The 15,478-nt window shown below is 47.9% G+C and carries 17 protein-coding genes; 2 read left to right on the forward strand and 15 right to left on the reverse strand.

The window, feature by feature from the left end:
* Positions 1-58 precede the first annotated feature (58 nt).
* The 12 genes from G9U52_RS06175 to G9U52_RS06230 form a co-directional block, all read right to left on the reverse strand.
* Positions 59-382: a DUF2325 domain-containing protein gene (locus G9U52_RS06175; protein ID WP_166147351.1), complete on the reverse strand. Its 324-nt coding sequence runs from the start codon at positions 380-382 to the stop codon at positions 59-61.
* An 18-nt stretch (positions 383-400) separates the two neighbouring features.
* Positions 401-565, reverse strand: a complete 165-nt coding sequence (locus G9U52_RS06180; RefSeq protein ID WP_166147353.1) for a hypothetical protein — start codon at positions 563-565, stop codon at positions 401-403.
* Between the two features lie 234 nt (positions 566-799).
* The gene (locus G9U52_RS06185) at positions 800-2,773 is read right to left on the reverse strand and encodes a dihydroorotate dehydrogenase (RefSeq protein WP_166147356.1); all 1,974 of its coding nucleotides are present in this window, start codon (positions 2,771-2,773) and stop codon (positions 800-802) included.
* 171 nt (positions 2,774-2,944) lie between these two features.
* The gene (locus G9U52_RS06190; RefSeq protein ID WP_166147358.1) at positions 2,945-3,724 is read right to left on the reverse strand and encodes a TspO-related membrane protein; all 780 of its coding nucleotides are present in this window, start codon (positions 3,722-3,724) and stop codon (positions 2,945-2,947) included.
* A 29-nt stretch (positions 3,725-3,753) separates the two neighbouring features.
* The gene (locus G9U52_RS06195) at positions 3,754-4,533 is read right to left on the reverse strand and encodes a TspO-related membrane protein (protein ID WP_166147361.1); all 780 of its coding nucleotides are present in this window, start codon (positions 4,531-4,533) and stop codon (positions 3,754-3,756) included.
* A gap of 101 nt (positions 4,534-4,634) precedes the next feature.
* Positions 4,635-4,796, reverse strand: a complete 162-nt coding sequence (locus G9U52_RS06200) for a hypothetical protein (protein ID WP_166147363.1) — start codon at positions 4,794-4,796, stop codon at positions 4,635-4,637.
* The gene (locus G9U52_RS06205; protein ID WP_243767168.1) at positions 4,777-5,805 is read right to left on the reverse strand and encodes a TRM11 family SAM-dependent methyltransferase; all 1,029 of its coding nucleotides are present in this window, start codon (positions 5,803-5,805) and stop codon (positions 4,777-4,779) included. Before G9U52_RS06205 ends, G9U52_RS06200 begins: the two co-directional genes overlap by 20 nt.
* Positions 5,798-6,349 (reverse strand): MOSC domain-containing protein, encoded by a 552-nt coding sequence (locus G9U52_RS06210; protein ID WP_166147365.1) that lies wholly within the window; start codon positions 6,347-6,349, stop codon positions 5,798-5,800. Before G9U52_RS06210 ends, G9U52_RS06205 begins: the two co-directional genes overlap by 8 nt.
* Positions 6,350-6,471: 122 nt before the next feature.
* Positions 6,472-7,512: an AAA family ATPase gene (locus G9U52_RS06215; RefSeq protein WP_166147368.1), complete on the reverse strand. Its 1,041-nt coding sequence runs from the start codon at positions 7,510-7,512 to the stop codon at positions 6,472-6,474.
* Positions 7,502-8,173, reverse strand: a complete 672-nt coding sequence (gene pnuC / locus G9U52_RS06220) for a nicotinamide riboside transporter PnuC (protein ID WP_243767169.1) — start codon at positions 8,171-8,173, stop codon at positions 7,502-7,504. The genes G9U52_RS06215 and pnuC overlap by 11 nt, the downstream gene beginning before the upstream one ends.
* A gap of 99 nt (positions 8,174-8,272) precedes the next feature.
* Positions 8,273-9,046 (reverse strand): NUDIX domain-containing protein, encoded by a 774-nt coding sequence (locus tag G9U52_RS06225; protein WP_166147370.1) that lies wholly within the window; start codon positions 9,044-9,046, stop codon positions 8,273-8,275.
* A 147-nt stretch (positions 9,047-9,193) separates the two neighbouring features.
* A complete protein-coding gene (locus tag G9U52_RS06230; RefSeq protein ID WP_166147381.1) occupies positions 9,194-11,128 on the reverse strand; it encodes a GGDEF domain-containing protein in 1,935 nt (644 codons plus the stop codon).
* A 143-nt stretch (positions 11,129-11,271) separates the two neighbouring features.
* On the opposite strand from G9U52_RS06230, the gene yhfH reads away from it, so the two are divergent.
* Positions 11,272-11,469: a protein YhfH gene (gene yhfH / locus G9U52_RS06235; RefSeq protein WP_166147383.1), complete on the forward strand. Its 198-nt coding sequence runs from the start codon at positions 11,272-11,274 to the stop codon at positions 11,467-11,469.
* 75 nt (positions 11,470-11,544) lie between these two features.
* Here the strand turns inward: yhfH and G9U52_RS06240 are convergent, their stop codons facing one another.
* On the reverse strand, positions 11,545-11,955 hold the full coding sequence (locus tag G9U52_RS06240; RefSeq protein WP_166147385.1) for a hypothetical protein: 411 nt from the start codon (positions 11,953-11,955) through the stop codon (positions 11,545-11,547).
* Between the two features lie 169 nt (positions 11,956-12,124).
* Between G9U52_RS06240 and G9U52_RS06245 the strand changes: the two genes are divergently transcribed.
* Positions 12,125-13,897 carry a hypothetical protein gene (locus G9U52_RS06245; protein WP_166147387.1) on the forward strand — a complete coding sequence of 591 codons (1,773 nt, stop codon included), beginning with the start codon at positions 12,125-12,127 and terminating at the stop codon, positions 13,895-13,897.
* Positions 13,898-14,085: 188 nt separating this feature from the next.
* Here G9U52_RS06245 and G9U52_RS06250 read toward each other — a convergent pair whose 3' ends face one another.
* Complete coding sequence (locus tag G9U52_RS06250) at positions 14,086-15,018, reverse strand: SPFH domain-containing protein (protein ID WP_166147389.1); 933 nt, start codon at positions 15,016-15,018, stop codon at positions 14,086-14,088.
* A complete protein-coding gene (locus G9U52_RS06255; protein ID WP_166147392.1) occupies positions 15,019-15,453 on the reverse strand; it encodes an NfeD family protein in 435 nt (144 codons plus the stop codon).
* Positions 15,454-15,478: the final 25 nt, after the last annotated feature.

The following is a 15,478-nucleotide window of genomic DNA, read 5'->3' on the forward strand; positions in this document are numbered from 1 at the left end:
GAAGCCTCCAACGCCACTTGTAAAGTGGTATTGGAGGCTTCGTTATTCTGCAAATGATTTAAACCGAAGTTTTACTATTGCTTTCCATAAATTTGCACACATGCTCGCAAGAACAGAGCGCTTTTTGCACGGAACACCATGATCTTTTGGAGTAATAAATCGGCAGCTCCTGCTCTTTGGCCTGCTGCTTAATAACCTTAGTCAAATTATGATTAATATAATCGGTCAATACCAACACGGCATCTATTTTCTCAGGAATCCCTTTACGAACCATTTGGCATTTACGTCCTGACATATGTGTCACCTTATCAAAACCAATATTCGCCAACTGCTCTGGCATATTCCCCAAATGATCCGCACCTACTACTAGTAACGATGGCATCAATAAACCTCCTTTTTCCTAAACTATATATGGTTTGTGTGAAGCGGCCAGCTGCCGCGCATCTTTTCTTTTCAATCCCAGTGAATCATATGTATGGTAATCCCGCATACTCCAACAATAAAATACGACCAAAATCATGGCTACAGACAAGCCGGGCAGCAGTAAGTAAAGAAGTATTGGCATGGGGAATTTCCTCCTTCTGGGATCGATTTTTGAAGCTTGATAATAATTCTCAGCGACTCTATAAATTAAATGATAATGGTTCTCATTATCATTGTCAACCTTTGTTTTAAATAAAACCATTTTTTTACCACTTTATGTATCATAAGTATGACAAATTTGCGATATTTAAGCTATTTTTGCAAAATAAAGCCAGATTCCCTTCCCATAGGAAACCTGGCCGACCGGTTAATATTCTCAGCTTTTCGGATAATTCGCGTTTGGTAATAGACCAGCCCGGGGATTTTTTTGCCCCTTCATCAAATAAGGATATAAAAAGACAAGCCCAAACACATAAAGCATCAAAGCAAAATAAGCAGGCAGCAGATGTATAAAATCCGTATACCCAATCGTCAAATGCACCGAAAGCCCCGCTATAAAGCCCGGTAGCCCTCCCAGTAAAAATGTCCACCACAGCCAGCGCTGCCCTTGGTTAATCCCCCATAGCGCTATCGTTAGCATCGCTATCGCATCCGAGAACAGAGCCCCGCCGAAGCCTGCGCGATCATGGGCAATCAACGGCAGTAAGCGCTCGTTGATTTCATTCAGCATGGTTGGTGTCATGCATAGGTACGTCAAATCCTGTGGGACGAATACTTGCGTGATGCCAACCGTCGAGATCACAATCCCCCCAATGGCCAACGAAATGCCCAGTGTCACCATCATCAGCTGGCCCCACTGCGCTAGCCGCCATGTACGATCATTGACCAGATTCGGCCGCTCCCAGGAAGGGCGTTCCTTAATGCCCCGCATCGAAAGAATAAACATCGGAAGCAGCAGGAGCGATACCAGAGCATGCAAAGGGTCAAAGTAACCATGGCCCAAGAACAGAAAAAAACTAGTGAATCCGACGGCGGCTGAGGTGAATAAGGCGATTTTCGTCCAATGCTGGCCCTTGCTCAAGCCATGGCGTGCCAGCTGGTAATACAAAATGCCAATGGAAATCATTGTTCCGGCAAGCGTAACACGGTCATGCGACATAAATTGCAGCACCAAGGGATTAGCCTGGTCAAGTATCCTTGGCTCCATTCCGAGAAACGAAATGTCATAGGGAAGCACCACAACGGTAGCCGCTATGACCCAAGCAAGAAACCCGCCAACAATCATTCCAATGCCCAAAAAGCACATCCAGCCCCAATTCAGCCAAAAGGAAGCAGGCAGCGGCTCCTCTTCCCCACGGATTTTTTCGTAGATGACCGCTTCATTGATCCGTTTAGGCAAGCCCGGCCCCGAATAAACAAGTCCGCTGTTGATTTGCACATAATCGGCACCTTCGTCCATCAGCTCTAACGCGTCCAAAGGCTGGTGGATACCACCTGAAGCAATCAGGCTAAAGCTGGCAGAGCGGTTGTATAAGCGAACACAACGGACTTTATCCAGCGTTAGCGGTTTGGCTGCCCTTCCTGTCCAATCCCCCTCCGCCGTCCTGATCGTATCGCCAATGACTGCTCCGCTCCATGCTTGCTCCAGTTTTATAAGCTCCATCAGCTGCTCCAAGGCTTCCAAGGGATAGTCCAGCGGAATGTAGAGCAGCATGGGCTTGACGGTTGGCAGCATACGCGCCTCCTGCTGCAAGGCCTGCAAATGCGCTATTGTATCTGCCAGCGCCCAGTTGGCGTCCAATGTCTCGATATAAAAGCTGGCTGCATAATAGGAGAGCGCCTCCATCATAGCCAGCAGCTCCTTGCGTGCCTGTAAAGGAGTACAGCCTGGTGTGCTTTTGATCCTCAGCATAAGCGGAAGGCCATGCCCTTGCTTGGCGCGCAGCCTTGCTACCATTTGATGCAGGCCTTCATTGATGCCCGCATCTGAGTAAATAATCGCTTCGTTCGGCGAATCACGTTGTATAACGATACTGCTGCTTGTATGTTCCTCTATCGTGACAGGCCCAATTTCAATAAATCCTAGCCCGAATTGTGCCAATGCCTTGTGTGCCGTACCATTGGGATCCAGGCCACTGGATAATCCAACAGGGTACCGCAGCGGAATACCCGCAAGCTTACTTTCCAATATAGGCGAAGCTTCCATATGACCCATCGTGCGAATAATAAAGCTGCCACCCGGTATTCGGCTTAATGAGCCCATCGCCTGCAAAGTGAAATCTCTGGCCAGCTTCGCAGGAAGCCGAAACAATAAAGGGCGAAATATCGTTTGATACGACCAATCCGGCATATATGTCACCCCATACCCAAGTATTCCTGATCCCGTATACATTCCACTTCACGCGGTAGAACCCTCTATTTTCAGCTAAAAAAGGCAGAACCATACAACCAAAAAACCTTATCCACATGGTGGTGGAATAAGGTTAGAGTCTGCAATTTCATGGTGTTTGGGCATTGTTCACTAGACTCGGTCAAGTACTTTACGGCGAACGATACTGGGTTCACCCCACAGCATCGAAACTGCTAAAAGCAGCAGCAATCCCGCAAAGCTCCAGGCTGTATAAAATACGGTATCATTAAATGAGTTCGCAATCCCTATCGCCATTAGTCCCCATACCGTTGTCCCGATAAAAGCAGGGTCGCGAAAGTTAATACCCGCCATAGTGGCCACAGCAACCATAATAAAGATCATCAAGAGGGTCCACACTGTACCTGAGAAATCGAAGCCTCCTTGGTTGAATTCATGCAAAGCTTCTGAGATTCGAACCAAAGCCATGACAAAGGTCCAGCCTAAGTAAAGGCTGAAGGGTACCTGTACCATCCAACGCACCAGCGGATCTGCTGACCAGCCTTGAGATCTTGTTCGTGTATAAATCACAATCAAGGCCAGCAAAAGCGCAATGCTTAGCATTAATGAAGGCACGGTATATAAATAATGCCATAGCAGGATTGAAGCGCTTTGCAGCAGGCAGCTTATTACGAACCATGGACCTATTTCTTTAAACTCCAAATGCTTACGGACAGAGGGCATAAATTGCAGAAGAACGAAGCCAATCAATAGTACGTAGATCGCTCCCCAGATTGCAAGGGCATAAAGTTCAGGATGGATAGCAACCAGAAACCTGGATGAAATTTCTGCTGTCGTTAATCCATTTAATGGGCGTGCATCGGCAACCCAGCTATACAAAAGCATAGCGAAAAGTGCAAGCACATTGAGCCAGCGAAGTACAAGATTGGTCATCGTTTGTTACCTCCTCCATCGTTGTTTTTTTATATTCTTGCTCGTCGATTGTTAGAGATCAAGCCATTTTTGGCAAAAAGCAGCCATACCACCAATAGGAACAAACCTGCAGCCGCTCCCCATGCACTATATACAATCGTGTTAGTATTCGAATTCGCCACACCAATTCCAATTAAGGCCCATACCGTAACAGCCACAAATGCCGGATCACGATAGCTTATTCCCATAATCACAGTTATTACGACAGCCAGCATGATCAAAATGAGGGTCCAGGTCGTACCGGAGAGCCCGAAGCCGCTCCACTTTTCGTCATATAAAACAGCAGCAGCATTGACGATCGTTGCCACGGATATCCATCCCAGATAAATGCTAAAAGGTATTTGTACAAACCAACGTTCAGCCAGGTCGGATGACCAACCATAGGGTCTGGTATTTACATAGAGTACAATGAGTGTAATCAAAATGCCAAGCATGACGAATATCGAGGTTGTTGTAAATAAATATTGCCACACCACAATCCAGGTCATATTCAATACACAGCTAATGATAAACCAAGGACCGATCCGCCGTATTTCCTCATGCTCCCTTTTGCTGGGCAGAAATTGGATAATGGCAAAACCGACCAGGAACGCATAGATAAGCCCCCAAATGCTGAATACATAGGGTGCTGGTGTAATCTGGACGGGAAACATCGCCGAAACTTGGCCGGTAGTTAAACCATTAATCGGAAGTGCATTAGCAAGCCAATTCACAAAAAGTACGGCAATCAGCGCTAGGGCATTAAGCCAACGATAACCCGCATTAGTCATTGTTCAAAACCTCCATGGAATAGTGTGAATTTTCATATGCTTGGCATCTGGTTAACTTATTGCCTTTTATGTAAGTAGCGTTGAAGCCAATCATATGCGATTTACTGCCTCTTATGAATGATTAACCATTTCAATAGGTCTTTAATCGTTTCATACAAATCCGGACATGACCGGACATAAAAAAACCGTTTGATCAGGGCAGCAGCTGCGCCGATCAAACGGTTGGTGATTGGGTTAATCATGTCACACACAAACCAGCACATGCCGACAAAAGCTTCCTTTCCTCGCTACACAGCGGTCTAGGATTTGGAAGCCTGCCTGCACAATTTGCGAATCGATAACCTCTGTCGAAATAATAACTGCCCTACCCGCAAGGCGCCTTGTACTCTCCAGCATAGCCAACTGCTCCTCGGTAGATAAAACCGAGCATAGATTATAAGGCATATCCAGCACAGCTGCATCGTAGCTGCCGGTTAAAGTGCGCATATCTTGGATGGCGACTGCCGCGGGCAATCCAAAATGCGCCAAATTTATGCGTGCGCCCCGAACCGCAAGCGGATTGCTGTCCGATCCGACCATATCGATGCCCATCGAAAGGGCCTCGACCAGTACGGTGCCAATCCCGCAGCACGGATCAATCGCCTTCACACCTGCCGGCGATGGCACCGTAATATTGGCGACGGCCCTCGCCATTCTTGTGCTAAGCGCTGTCGAATAATGCTGAGGCTTCATATTGTGCTTCAGCCACATCGCTTGATTGGTTTCGCACTCGCCAAACAGCCATTGACCTTGGACATAGGCGATTCCGAATAGCCGCTTGGGCTTGCGCATTTCAGCCTTTCCACGAATCACTGCCCCTATCTCTCGCTCTACTGCCCGCTGCCCACTATAGTCCGGGGCAGTCAAGTCGTCGCCCGTTGTTTCCACATAAACGACCTTGAACAGTTCGCTTTGCAGCTCCTGCCCTCGAATACTGGCAGTAATCGCCTGAATACTATCGCCGCTAAACATCACGGCCAGCTTTTGTTTTATAAAAGGGCTGCGGCTAGCATCTATGCTAATGCTGCTTAGTACATAGTTGCGATAATTAGCCGAGTCACTATTGGAGGCTTCTCTATCTCTCGCGCCATTAGGCGTTGTAATGCTCGACGCATCTGCATATTGAGCGAGGGGCGCTGCGTAGCCGCCACCGAATAAGGAACGCAGCTCAAGCTGGCACAGCGGTGCCTCATCTTCGTGGCAGGCATACGTATATAGCAGCATCTTATGCATCAGCGATCACAATAGCCAACGTGTCCCCTTGGCGAATATCGCCGGGGCATTCCACGGAGCAGACAATTCCACGGCGTTTGGCGGCTGAACGCACGAATTTCGCCTGGAGTGCAGGATTTGCGCATTCTTTAGCAATTAAAATGGCCGGACCGGAGCATGGCTTATTTTCCCCTTCACAAATCAACCCTGCACCTGATCCTGACAGCAGCCTTGCTCCCATCGGCAGCATCGTTAGCTTAGGAAAGCCGCTTACTAGGATATTAGCCCCCAACCACTCAGGGAGCACATGCTCAATGCCCAGCAGTTGGGCAACTAGCTCGCATTCCTCAACGGACACAATACTCAGCTGCCTCCGATTAGCGATCAGCTTTCCACGGGGATAAAACTTTTGCCGTACATCCGCAGGCCGCAGCAGACCATAATGCCTGTCATTGGGGATTCCCCCCAAGTCTACTGTCAGCTCCTCTACACGCCCCGTTATAAAAAATGCCGGATCCGGCGTCATCAATACAGCTTCTACACGCGCTTCAAAGCGCTTTATCATCTCGCCACCTCCTTAGATGGGAATTCCATTCGATATATCTATTACAGATATATTTACTATAAGGGAATTTAAAAGCTCAAGCAAATCACTTCCATTAGCTATATGCCCTAGCTGTGCCTTAGCTATATCCCATTTTTGGTCAACCGTTGCCCCCAAAGCTCACCCAGATTATCGTATTTGGTGTAAGCCTTTAATACGGCTTCTACCTTCGCTACTCTCTGCCCAAGGCTGCCACTGAGCGGGATAAAAGGAATTTTTCGCTGCAAGAGATCGGCTTTCATCTGCTTTTGAAAAACCTCGCGATGCACCTCGCCGGAGCGGTCCCAGGTGTTATCATAAGGAATGTCCGTTTCGCATAAAAATACGAGGTCATAGCGTGTCGCCGCCAGATGCGCCAGCTCCGTGAGCCGCGGTAATGCAGCTCCATGATAATAATGCGCGAATAGGCTTGTCGTGATCGCATTGGTATCGACGATCAAATACCGGTTCGCTTCCATGCATAGCGCGTCTTCGCGCTCGATATGCCCCTCGGCAATCTCGACCAGCTGCTCAGGTGCAAGCCGCCGATCCTGCTGGTGCTGCGCCCAATACTCCCGTCCATATTCGGGCATCCATACCGTCTGGTAGGTATCAGCGAGCGCGGCAGCAAGCGTAGTTTTGCCTGTTGAGGGAGCTCCTAGCAGCACAACCGATGTCAGAAGATCTCGATATACAAGCGGAGCCACAAATTGCCTATGGGTATGAGCCGCCTCACGTATTTGCGTACCAGAGATCGGATAGGTGACCCGCGCCGGATCGACTTGGCGGTCTGTTGCCTGTAAGGCTTTGCTCATATGGTCGCCATAACGCTCGCTGCTATAAAAATGCGTAACTGTGCGCCCCTTCAGCAGCCCGATTACATATTGCTCCTGAGCATGCATAATAGCTGGTGTGTAGCCACTTTCAACAGGGCCGTTCCACGCCTCGATCACATGAATCTGCGGATACAGCTGCTGGATCCAGCCAGAACGTACAGGCAATGGAATCGCCGTCGCATCTGGGCTATCATAAATAATCACGATAACCTCATCCATTTCGGCAAGCGCCGTTTCAAACATATATTGGTGCCCGCTATGCAGCGGAGCGAATTTCCCGAGCGTCAGACCAATTTTTTTAGCGTGCATGGAAGATTCCCCCTTGCCTTTTGCCAACCTCCAGGTATTCCTTTTTCCAGCTATATAACCCGCCTACGGCAATTCCCAGAAAAATCAAATATAAAAAAGCGACCGCATACAGCTCTTTATACGCATACATACCTACCGAAAGGACGTCAACGATTATCCAAAATGTCCAGTTTTCCAATATTTTGTTCGAAAGCAAAATCTGCGCCACAATACTTAATGTAGCGATAAAAGCATCTGCATAAGGGATCGAAGCATCCGTAAAGCCTGTCAGCACATAACCCCAGCCTATCGTAAGCACTACGATAAATACGGGTGCAGCCATCCACATCCATGGTGTCATACGCCGAGTTGGGCGCACCTTCGACCCAGCTTTTTTGGTCAGCCAGATCATCCAGCCTTGGACATTAAGCAGAAAAAAAACAATCTGAAGCGTCATATCGGCATATAGCTTCGACTCGAAAAACATAAAGAAAAAGCAGGTAGTATTAATCAATCCAATCGGCCAGCACCAAATATTTTCTCTAGCTGTCAGCCATACGCAAAGAAGCCCTGTCGTGGTTGCCACAAGCTCCAACGTTGAAGATGAGGTGTAATACGCAACAATTAGCATCGCGATCATCAATCCAGCGACCGTGTACCATCTATCCATATAATGATTCATGATATACGCCTCCTTTTGAATAAGTTCAAGTTCTTAGAGGAAAACCCCTGCCACGCAGCAACGCTCATACCACTGCAACTTATTCACCAAACTCCCAACCTAGCTGTATAACGATAACCTCGGCATAACGCCGGTAAACCGGTAAAGCTGGGCAGCACGCTGCGAGAATTCGTTCGACTTCTTAGGTTCTCCCTTGGCATCCAGCACTTGCTCCAATACGCCACTGCGGCTTTGGGTCGATTTCATTTTACGGATAAAATTAGCCTCTTCAAAATCGGGGACTACGGTTTGAACCACCTGGTAAAGCTCGCTAAGCGTAAATTCATCGGGCAAAAATTCCTTGGCAATCGAGGTTAGCAGCATTTTGCTGCGAATTTGCTCCAGCGCATCACCAATGACCTCTTGATGGTCAAAGGCGAGCTCAAGCCCCTTGCTCCCCAGCTCCGATACCGTGAACAGGCCTACATCTGCCGCATCATCGGAGGCCTTGCGTTCGACCAAATAATCCTCATGGACAAGAGCGAAAAAAGCATGGGAGATGATCCATCCCCGCGGGTCACGCCCCGGCTTGCTGTATACATTGAAATATTCCATATGGACAGCATTCACTCCGGTCTCCTCTTCAAGCTCTCTTCTCGCCGTTTCGTACATCGATTCCTGATCATTCGAGAAGCCTCCAGGCAAGGCCCACATCCCTTCATAGGGCCATAGCTTTCTTTTGATCAAAAGCACCTTCAGCTCACGTTTTGGCAATGATTTGGTTGCCCGGTTCAAGATTTCGGTAGTGATGGTAAAAATAACAATATCGGCTGGCGCACCATCTGGTGTGCGATATTTACGGGCTGTATAGTTGGAAGCATTCTCGTCAACCAATTCGATCACTCCTTATTGTCATATCAATATATTCATTATGACACATACAAATAGTTTGTCAATCTTTTTCTCTTTATCGCAAGGAAGCACCAAAAAGACCGAACCTGTTAAAGGAACGGCCGAGCAGGTACTCACACACCTTTCACATCACAGCACGTATTGGTTTTTACCGCCCTCTTTGGCTTTATACATCGCAAGGTCTGCGTGCTTCATTAAGGCTTGCGCGTCCTCACCATGGTAAGGGTACAAGCTGATGCCTATACTCGCACCTACTGTACCTTGCTGCCCGTCCAATTCAAACGGCTCCCTCAGCACATCCAATATGGCACCAGCCACTTCCTTGGCATAGTTGGTATCCTCCAAATCCGTAAGGATCATCGTGAACTCGTCCCCACCCAACCTTGCTACCGTATCCTCCGGTTTCACACAGGTTAACAGCCTGCCTGCCACACCCTGCAGCAATATATCTCCGGCATCATGCCCCAGCGTATCATTCACCTTTTTGAAGCCATCCAGATCAATGAATAACACGGCAAGCCTTGAATTCGTCTCTTTGGCATGGAGCGTTGCCTCGTTCAATCTTTCGGAGAACATCAATCGGTTAGGAAGCTGCGTCAAGGCATCATGAAACGCTTGGAATTTCATTTTTTGTTCATATTCCTTGCGCTTCGTAATATCCTCAATCATGCCTATAAAAAATTCAGGCTCATCATTCACTCCACGAACTAAAGAAACGATCGAATTTCCCCAAACGATGCTTCCATCCTTATGTAAATACCGCTTCTCCACCTGGTAGTTCGTCCGTTTTCCATCCAGCAGCTCGTAAAATGGACGTACTTCCTTTTGCACATCCTCGGGATGGGTCAGTCCGGACAGCTTTTGCTCTTGGAGCTCCTTCTCCTCAAAGCCTAGCATTTGCTGGAAGGCTCCGTTGGCTTCCAATGGCCTCTGGGTCAAATCAATCCGGGCTATGCCCACCGCAGCGAATTCGAATATCGTCCGAAAAATTCGCTCCTGCTGCACAATTCGGTAATATAGAATGCGTATTTCGTACAGCAGGGTTCCCAAAACCAAGGTAGCCGATAATAAGCTATTCATCCGTGTCGCATACCAGCCTATACTGTAACGGCTGCCTGAGAACAAGCTTAAGGTGACATCCAACAACGAAGCCAGCACCGCGACGGTTAGCCAAAGCTGGACGACTGTGCGACCGCGGGCAAACCAGGCAAGGCCGGCCAGTGCCAGCAAATTCAATAGCCACACCACCGGACCCACACCCGAGGTGATCATGATTCTGAAATTATCCTCCTGGATAACTTTCGGCAGCACCTCATCCGCATGAAGCGATAGCAGGGTTAGGCCAGCAACAAGTAAAGTGACCGTTCCCAGTGTTAGCCATAACCCGAGCTTGGCTTGCTTGGAGGTCAACCTGACTTTTTTGAACTTGGTATCCACAAATACGTAGAGGAACACCAGTAACGGAAATCCACCGTGCCAGAACACCCATAGCCAAGTTGCTGTCTGGGTTCCTGCGTTAAAGAGGCCCGTTTCAGAAAACACGCCAGGAAAGGTAAGAAGATGCGGAATCGTAATCAATCCGGTAAATAAATAGGCAGAGGAAAGGATTAACAACCCCGGTGACCTCGTTACCTGAAATTCGCTGAGCATCAAATAAGCGGTAATCCATTCACAGAAAAATACAGCTGCGATAAAAGCGGGTAAAAAAGCTTGAATCGTTGCACCAGGAGCCTGGGCATAAGGAAACACGACCACAACAATGAGCAGCATCATAAAGGTCATCACAGTCGCTGCGGCTCGCTGGTAATACGTGGATCTGGAATAGGTAATACTCATCGGTGCATCTGTTTGTTTGTTAGTCGCCATCCGCTTGGTTTCCTCCTCCTGCTTGTCCCGAAGCTTCTTGCGAATAAATTCATAGATTCCCGAGATCATAATGACTATAGAAAGCATGCCCAACGCATACGGAGCTAACAAGGGGATGACCCTGAGGTCGGATATATGAATAAGCCGTAAAAACAAAGGATACAGCAGCATCAGAACAATAAAAGCGCCCAGTTTCATCGAAGTTCTCCTTGTGATTTAGTCAGCGCTAGTATAACACCCAGCCCAATTGAAGAACAAATATTAAATATATTAAAAGCGCTTACATTTCCAGATTTATTCGTGTTATAGTAGGAGTATCATGAACAAAGGGAGTGAACTGCATGCTTATGCGTACAACCGAGTTTTATGAATCATTGCCCGCCAAATGCTGTGATACCTGTAATGAAACGATGGAAGAAATGGCTGACTGCTACAGCAGTACCTGTATCAAGTGCCAAGGGATAACTTTTTATCCTTTAAGTCCCTTGGCAGCAACCGGAGAAGCCTTACCCATAATGAAGCGACCGCTTATTGAATAAAGCTGAATGTCATACCACGAGCCCCTTCGACCATTTAGCTCTAAAGCTGAACGGTCCGAAGGGGCTTTTTTCGCGCTAATCGTTTTCTACCACTCTGCTCACTTGCCCCCCACATTCTGCGCAGCTCCCTTTTAGCACAAGGCCTAGCCGTTCACTGCTTATCGTATAGTCCCGAATGATGACCGCATTTGAGCAACGGGCACACCAAACGTTTCCGAGGATTTTATCACGTGTTGCCGCTGGTATCTCCATCCACTTCTTCCATACGGTTAGCTGCACTACACTGCTGTCATCCCTGCGATCCTCATTCCGAAGAATGGTTAACAGCACATGGGATTCTGTAGAAAGCTTCGCACCTAAATAATCCTGGATCTCACTGGACATTTTGTAGCTTTCCACCAATAGCTTCATCAGATCCTGCTTTGACAATTGATTCAGCTTGCTTTTCAGCTCTGAGATTTTCATCTTCGTTTTTTTATCGCTCATCGCTTTCACCTATCCTTTAGATCATTGTACCATGCCCTTCCTTACAGTGTTAGATGTATGTACTTTCCATAGGCGATTAAGCTGGTTCGAGTAGACAAGGGACGGGTATTAACGGTATATTGTGAGAGATTCTTAAACATTATGACCCTGGAAAAAGTGAGGAACGAACATGACATTTCAGTACGGCTCAGACGACCCTTCCATTAAAAATCCGTTCAAACGGGAAGGCATCCTTTATTTAGCGAGCGGCACGATTATATTGGCACTAGGGATTATTTCCTTGTTTGCACTACGTAATCAGATGGTAGCAACCGGACAAGCTGCCGGCTGGCTTAACCTGGCGATCTGCCTTATTCTGTTGGCCGGTGGTGTAGCCTATGTGACGAAAGGGCTGCTGCAAATATTCCGTTTCTATGTAGGACGCGGCATCCCCTCAAGCATTAGCAAAAACGAAGCTCGAAGCGAGAAACATGTGTATGAGGCGGGAGTGGCCTACAGCGCCGAGGATTTGGATCAAATGCTGACCGGGCGAAAAAATATTACCTTTCGTGAGCCCTCTACCTTGCTGGATCGTATGGTGTACAGCCTGTATCCGAAGATGCTGTTCCTGCCTTACTCCATGCGCAACTATTTACATGTGCTTATCCAAAACACGGGTTATTCCTTAATTGCTTTACTGATCTATTTGCTCGCCCTGTTATCAAGCTCACTTGGCCTCACCCAGCTCACTAACTCCTCTTTCAGCAGCTGGCTTGGAATTGGCCTGGCCTGTTCCTTATTGCTGATGTGGCTGTTTAATACGCTTTCCGTCAAGCATACGCATAGTACGCGATTATTAGGTGGCAAGGGCAGAATCGTATGGGTGATTCTCCTGAGTATACTCATTCCTGCAATCGGCGAAATCGCTTTGCGGCAAGGCGTACAGTTTCCAGAAGCTCCGGTCGGACCTGCACTACATCTGATTGCCTTATTCCTGATTATTCCTATCCTTGTAGCGGCAAGCCTTACGTTGGCCAAATTCCGCTCAGAGCTGTATGAGCCGCTGACCGAGGTTTCCGAATTTCGCGAGCATTGGCAGGAAAATGTCCATCCCAAGGACTTCTTCCGCTCCTTGGACATGGAGCTTGCCAATTTGAGATACAAGGAGTATCCCAATCGGATTTACAGGGAGCTTAGCCCAAATCTAAATATGGAAGGCAGCATGGATAAGGGCAGCTTCGTTGGCGATACGATCCAAGAAACACAGCCGGTTTATGAGGAGCTGGCGTATCCTCCCCTATTCCAACAGCTCAGGCTGTATACGGCAGTTTTCGGCCACTTGCTTGTCGTGTTGTCTGCTGTGCTTTTATTTGTTACGAATCGCCAGCATATTGATGGCCTAGATGGGACGCTGCTGTTTGATGGGATTTTTTTCCCCTTGTTACTCTGGATATTTGGCAGTGCTGCTCAAACCCTCTCGCATCTATTTTGGGCCGAAATGCATTTCAGCAGCTACCTGATCCATTTCCAGGGTGAAGGCACCTACACTGAATCCAAGCTTTCTGTAGGCATGGCCATCACGGATTCTACTAGAAGCGAGAATACCTTCGTGCGTACCTCCTTCAGCCCATGGCTGCTGGTTAGCCGACTGATGACAAGCACCCAGGCCGGCTCTGGGGCGGGAAATTTGGCAGGCCCACGGTTCGTGACCAGCATGCATAGGGCTGACGATTTGCTGGACCATCTAGTTGGCAAAATCAGGCGGTATCTAGGTGACCGTGAAATCATCGCAACTACTATATCGAATAAAGACTTGGGCGCGATCCAAACCATCTATGCCTTTAATGAATCGGCGCCATCCAAGGAAGCGATCGAAAAATTGGATAAGCCCGAGCTTAAGAAGTCCATTAGCCGAATCGGCGACGAGGATGGGGATGGAAGCAATGGGGAGAGCAAGGATTAATGGCAAGCACTAATTTCGGCGTTGAGCCCATTAATACAGCAAAAAAAGAGGCAAATCGATCGCATAAGCGCGTATCGATTTGCCTCTTTATATTGCAATAACGGCTGCTGCGGGGGCGATATAACTTTTGGAGTAGACACCTTTCAACTTGGATATCCCACCCAGCTTTCACCTGCTTTATGCTTGAGTTATTCCTGTTTTTTTGCTTTGAAAATTTCGCCAATAGCTCCAATGCTGCCCAGCGTTTCAATGGCGCTAGTTGGGATGAAGATTTTGTTAGCAGGTCCTTTGGAGATCTCAGCTAACGTCTCTAAAGAACGGTAAGCCAGCACGTTCTCATCAAGCCCCGCGGATCGAAGCAGCTCAATGCGATTCTTCTCTGCCTCGGCAACCGCCATAATCGCCTTCGCCTCACCTAATGCCTCCAGCTCCTGGGCTTGCCCCAAGCCTTCTGCTTGGCGAATCCGTGCTTCCTTATCACCCTCAGCCTTGAGGATCTTGCTTTGCTTGTCGCCTTCCGCACGTAAAATCATATCCTGCTTGGCCGCTTCCGCTTCCAACACAATTGCACGTTTACTCCGTTCAGCTTTCATCTGCTTATCCATTGACTCTTGGATATCCAGCGGCGGCTGAATGTCGATAACTTCGACACGTTCAATCCGTACGCCCCATTTTTCCGTGGCTTCATCAAGCGCAATCCGAATTTCGCTGGAAATCTTTTCGCGGCCGGATAACGTTTCATCCAGCTCCAGCTTACCGATAATTTGCCGCATCGTGGCCGTGCTAATATTACGCACCCCATATACGTAATCGGAAATGCCATACGTAGCCTGCTCAGGTCCAACCACCTGGTAAAAGATGATCGTATCGATCTTTACCTGTACATTATCCTTCGTAATAACCGTTTGCGGGGGAACATTAGCCTGCTGCACACGCAAATCATGATGGATACGCACCTGGTCGATAACCGGAATCAGAATATTCAACCCCGGTGTAAGCAATCGGCTAAACTTACCTAAACGCTCAACCACCGCTACTCTTTGCTGTGGTACAATTTTAACAGTCAGTGCAATAAAAACAATCACAATAGCCACAATGACAATCGTAACAACCGTTCCCATTTAAATGATACCTCCCCATTTTTGGACTTCCACTATCGTATTACCTCGTTCAACTACGATGACAACCTCATCCTTGGCTAAATATTCATTGGAAGAGGCGCTCCACGTTTCATTGCCCACTTTTACAATGCCATGCTTTCCAGGCTCGATTGCCTCCAATACGACGCCTTGCTTCCCGATCATCTCATCAATCACATCTTTAAAACCCTTTGATGCCCGAAAGCGGCTTGTAAGCGGTTTTGTAAAATAAGTCAGGATGAGTGCGGTTATGCAACCCGCAAGTATTTGCAGCACAATCGCATCAGGAGCAAGCCATGCAATAGCCGCGGCAGCGACTGCCCCAATAGCAAGCCATAGTAAATAAAATGTAAAGGTTAGCATCTCCACAATCAGCATAATTCCACCGATGATAAGCCAGATCGCCCATAATTCCATCTTGACCCCACCTTTCTAGCTTTAA

This window comes from Paenibacillus agricola (genome assembly GCF_011440305.1).
GTDB lineage: Bacteria > Bacillota > Bacilli > Paenibacillales > NBRC-103111 > Paenibacillus_S > Paenibacillus_S agricola.

Excerpts from the sequence above, each read along its gene's own strand:
- G9U52_RS06240 (WP_166147385.1), bottom strand. The coding sequence starts at position 11,955 with ATGAGCGATAAAAAAACGAAGATGAAAATCTCAGAGCTGAAAAGCAAG.
- G9U52_RS06195 (WP_166147361.1), bottom strand. The coding sequence starts at position 4,533 with ATGACTAATGCGGGTTATCGTTGGCTTAATGCCCTAGCGCTGATTGCC.
- G9U52_RS06255 (WP_166147392.1), bottom strand. The coding sequence starts at position 15,453 with ATGGAATTATGGGCGATCTGGCTTATCATCGGTGGAATTATGCTGATT.
- G9U52_RS06185 (WP_166147356.1), bottom strand. The coding sequence starts at position 2,773 with ATGCCGGATTGGTCGTATCAAACGATATTTCGCCCTTTATTGTTTCGG.
- G9U52_RS06200 (WP_166147363.1), bottom strand. The coding sequence starts at position 4,796 with ATGTGCTGGTTTGTGTGTGACATGATTAACCCAATCACCAACCGTTTG.
- G9U52_RS06175 (WP_166147351.1), bottom strand. The coding sequence starts at position 382 with ATGCCATCGTTACTAGTAGTAGGTGCGGATCATTTGGGGAATATGCCA.
- G9U52_RS06180 (WP_166147353.1), bottom strand. The coding sequence starts at position 565 with ATGCCAATACTTCTTTACTTACTGCTGCCCGGCTTGTCTGTAGCCATG.
- G9U52_RS06210 (WP_166147365.1), bottom strand. The coding sequence starts at position 6,349 with ATGATAAAGCGCTTTGAAGCGCGTGTAGAAGCTGTATTGATGACGCCG.
- G9U52_RS06205 (WP_243767168.1), bottom strand. The coding sequence starts at position 5,805 with ATGCATAAGATGCTGCTATATACGTATGCCTGCCACGAAGATGAGGCA.
- G9U52_RS06245 (WP_166147387.1), top strand. The coding sequence starts at position 12,125 with ATGACATTTCAGTACGGCTCAGACGACCCTTCCATTAAAAATCCGTTC.
- yhfH (WP_166147383.1), top strand. The coding sequence starts at position 11,272 with ATGCTTATGCGTACAACCGAGTTTTATGAATCATTGCCCGCCAAATGC.
- G9U52_RS06230 (WP_166147381.1), bottom strand. The coding sequence starts at position 11,128 with ATGAAACTGGGCGCTTTTATTGTTCTGATGCTGCTGTATCCTTTGTTT.
- G9U52_RS06250 (WP_166147389.1), bottom strand. The coding sequence starts at position 15,018 with ATGGGAACGGTTGTTACGATTGTCATTGTGGCTATTGTGATTGTTTTT.
- pnuC (WP_243767169.1), bottom strand. The coding sequence starts at position 8,173 with ATGAATCATTATATGGATAGATGGTACACGGTCGCTGGATTGATGATC.
- G9U52_RS06215 (WP_166147368.1), bottom strand. The coding sequence starts at position 7,512 with ATGCACGCTAAAAAAATTGGTCTGACGCTCGGGAAATTCGCTCCGCTG.
- G9U52_RS06190 (WP_166147358.1), bottom strand. The coding sequence starts at position 3,724 with ATGACCAATCTTGTACTTCGCTGGCTCAATGTGCTTGCACTTTTCGCT.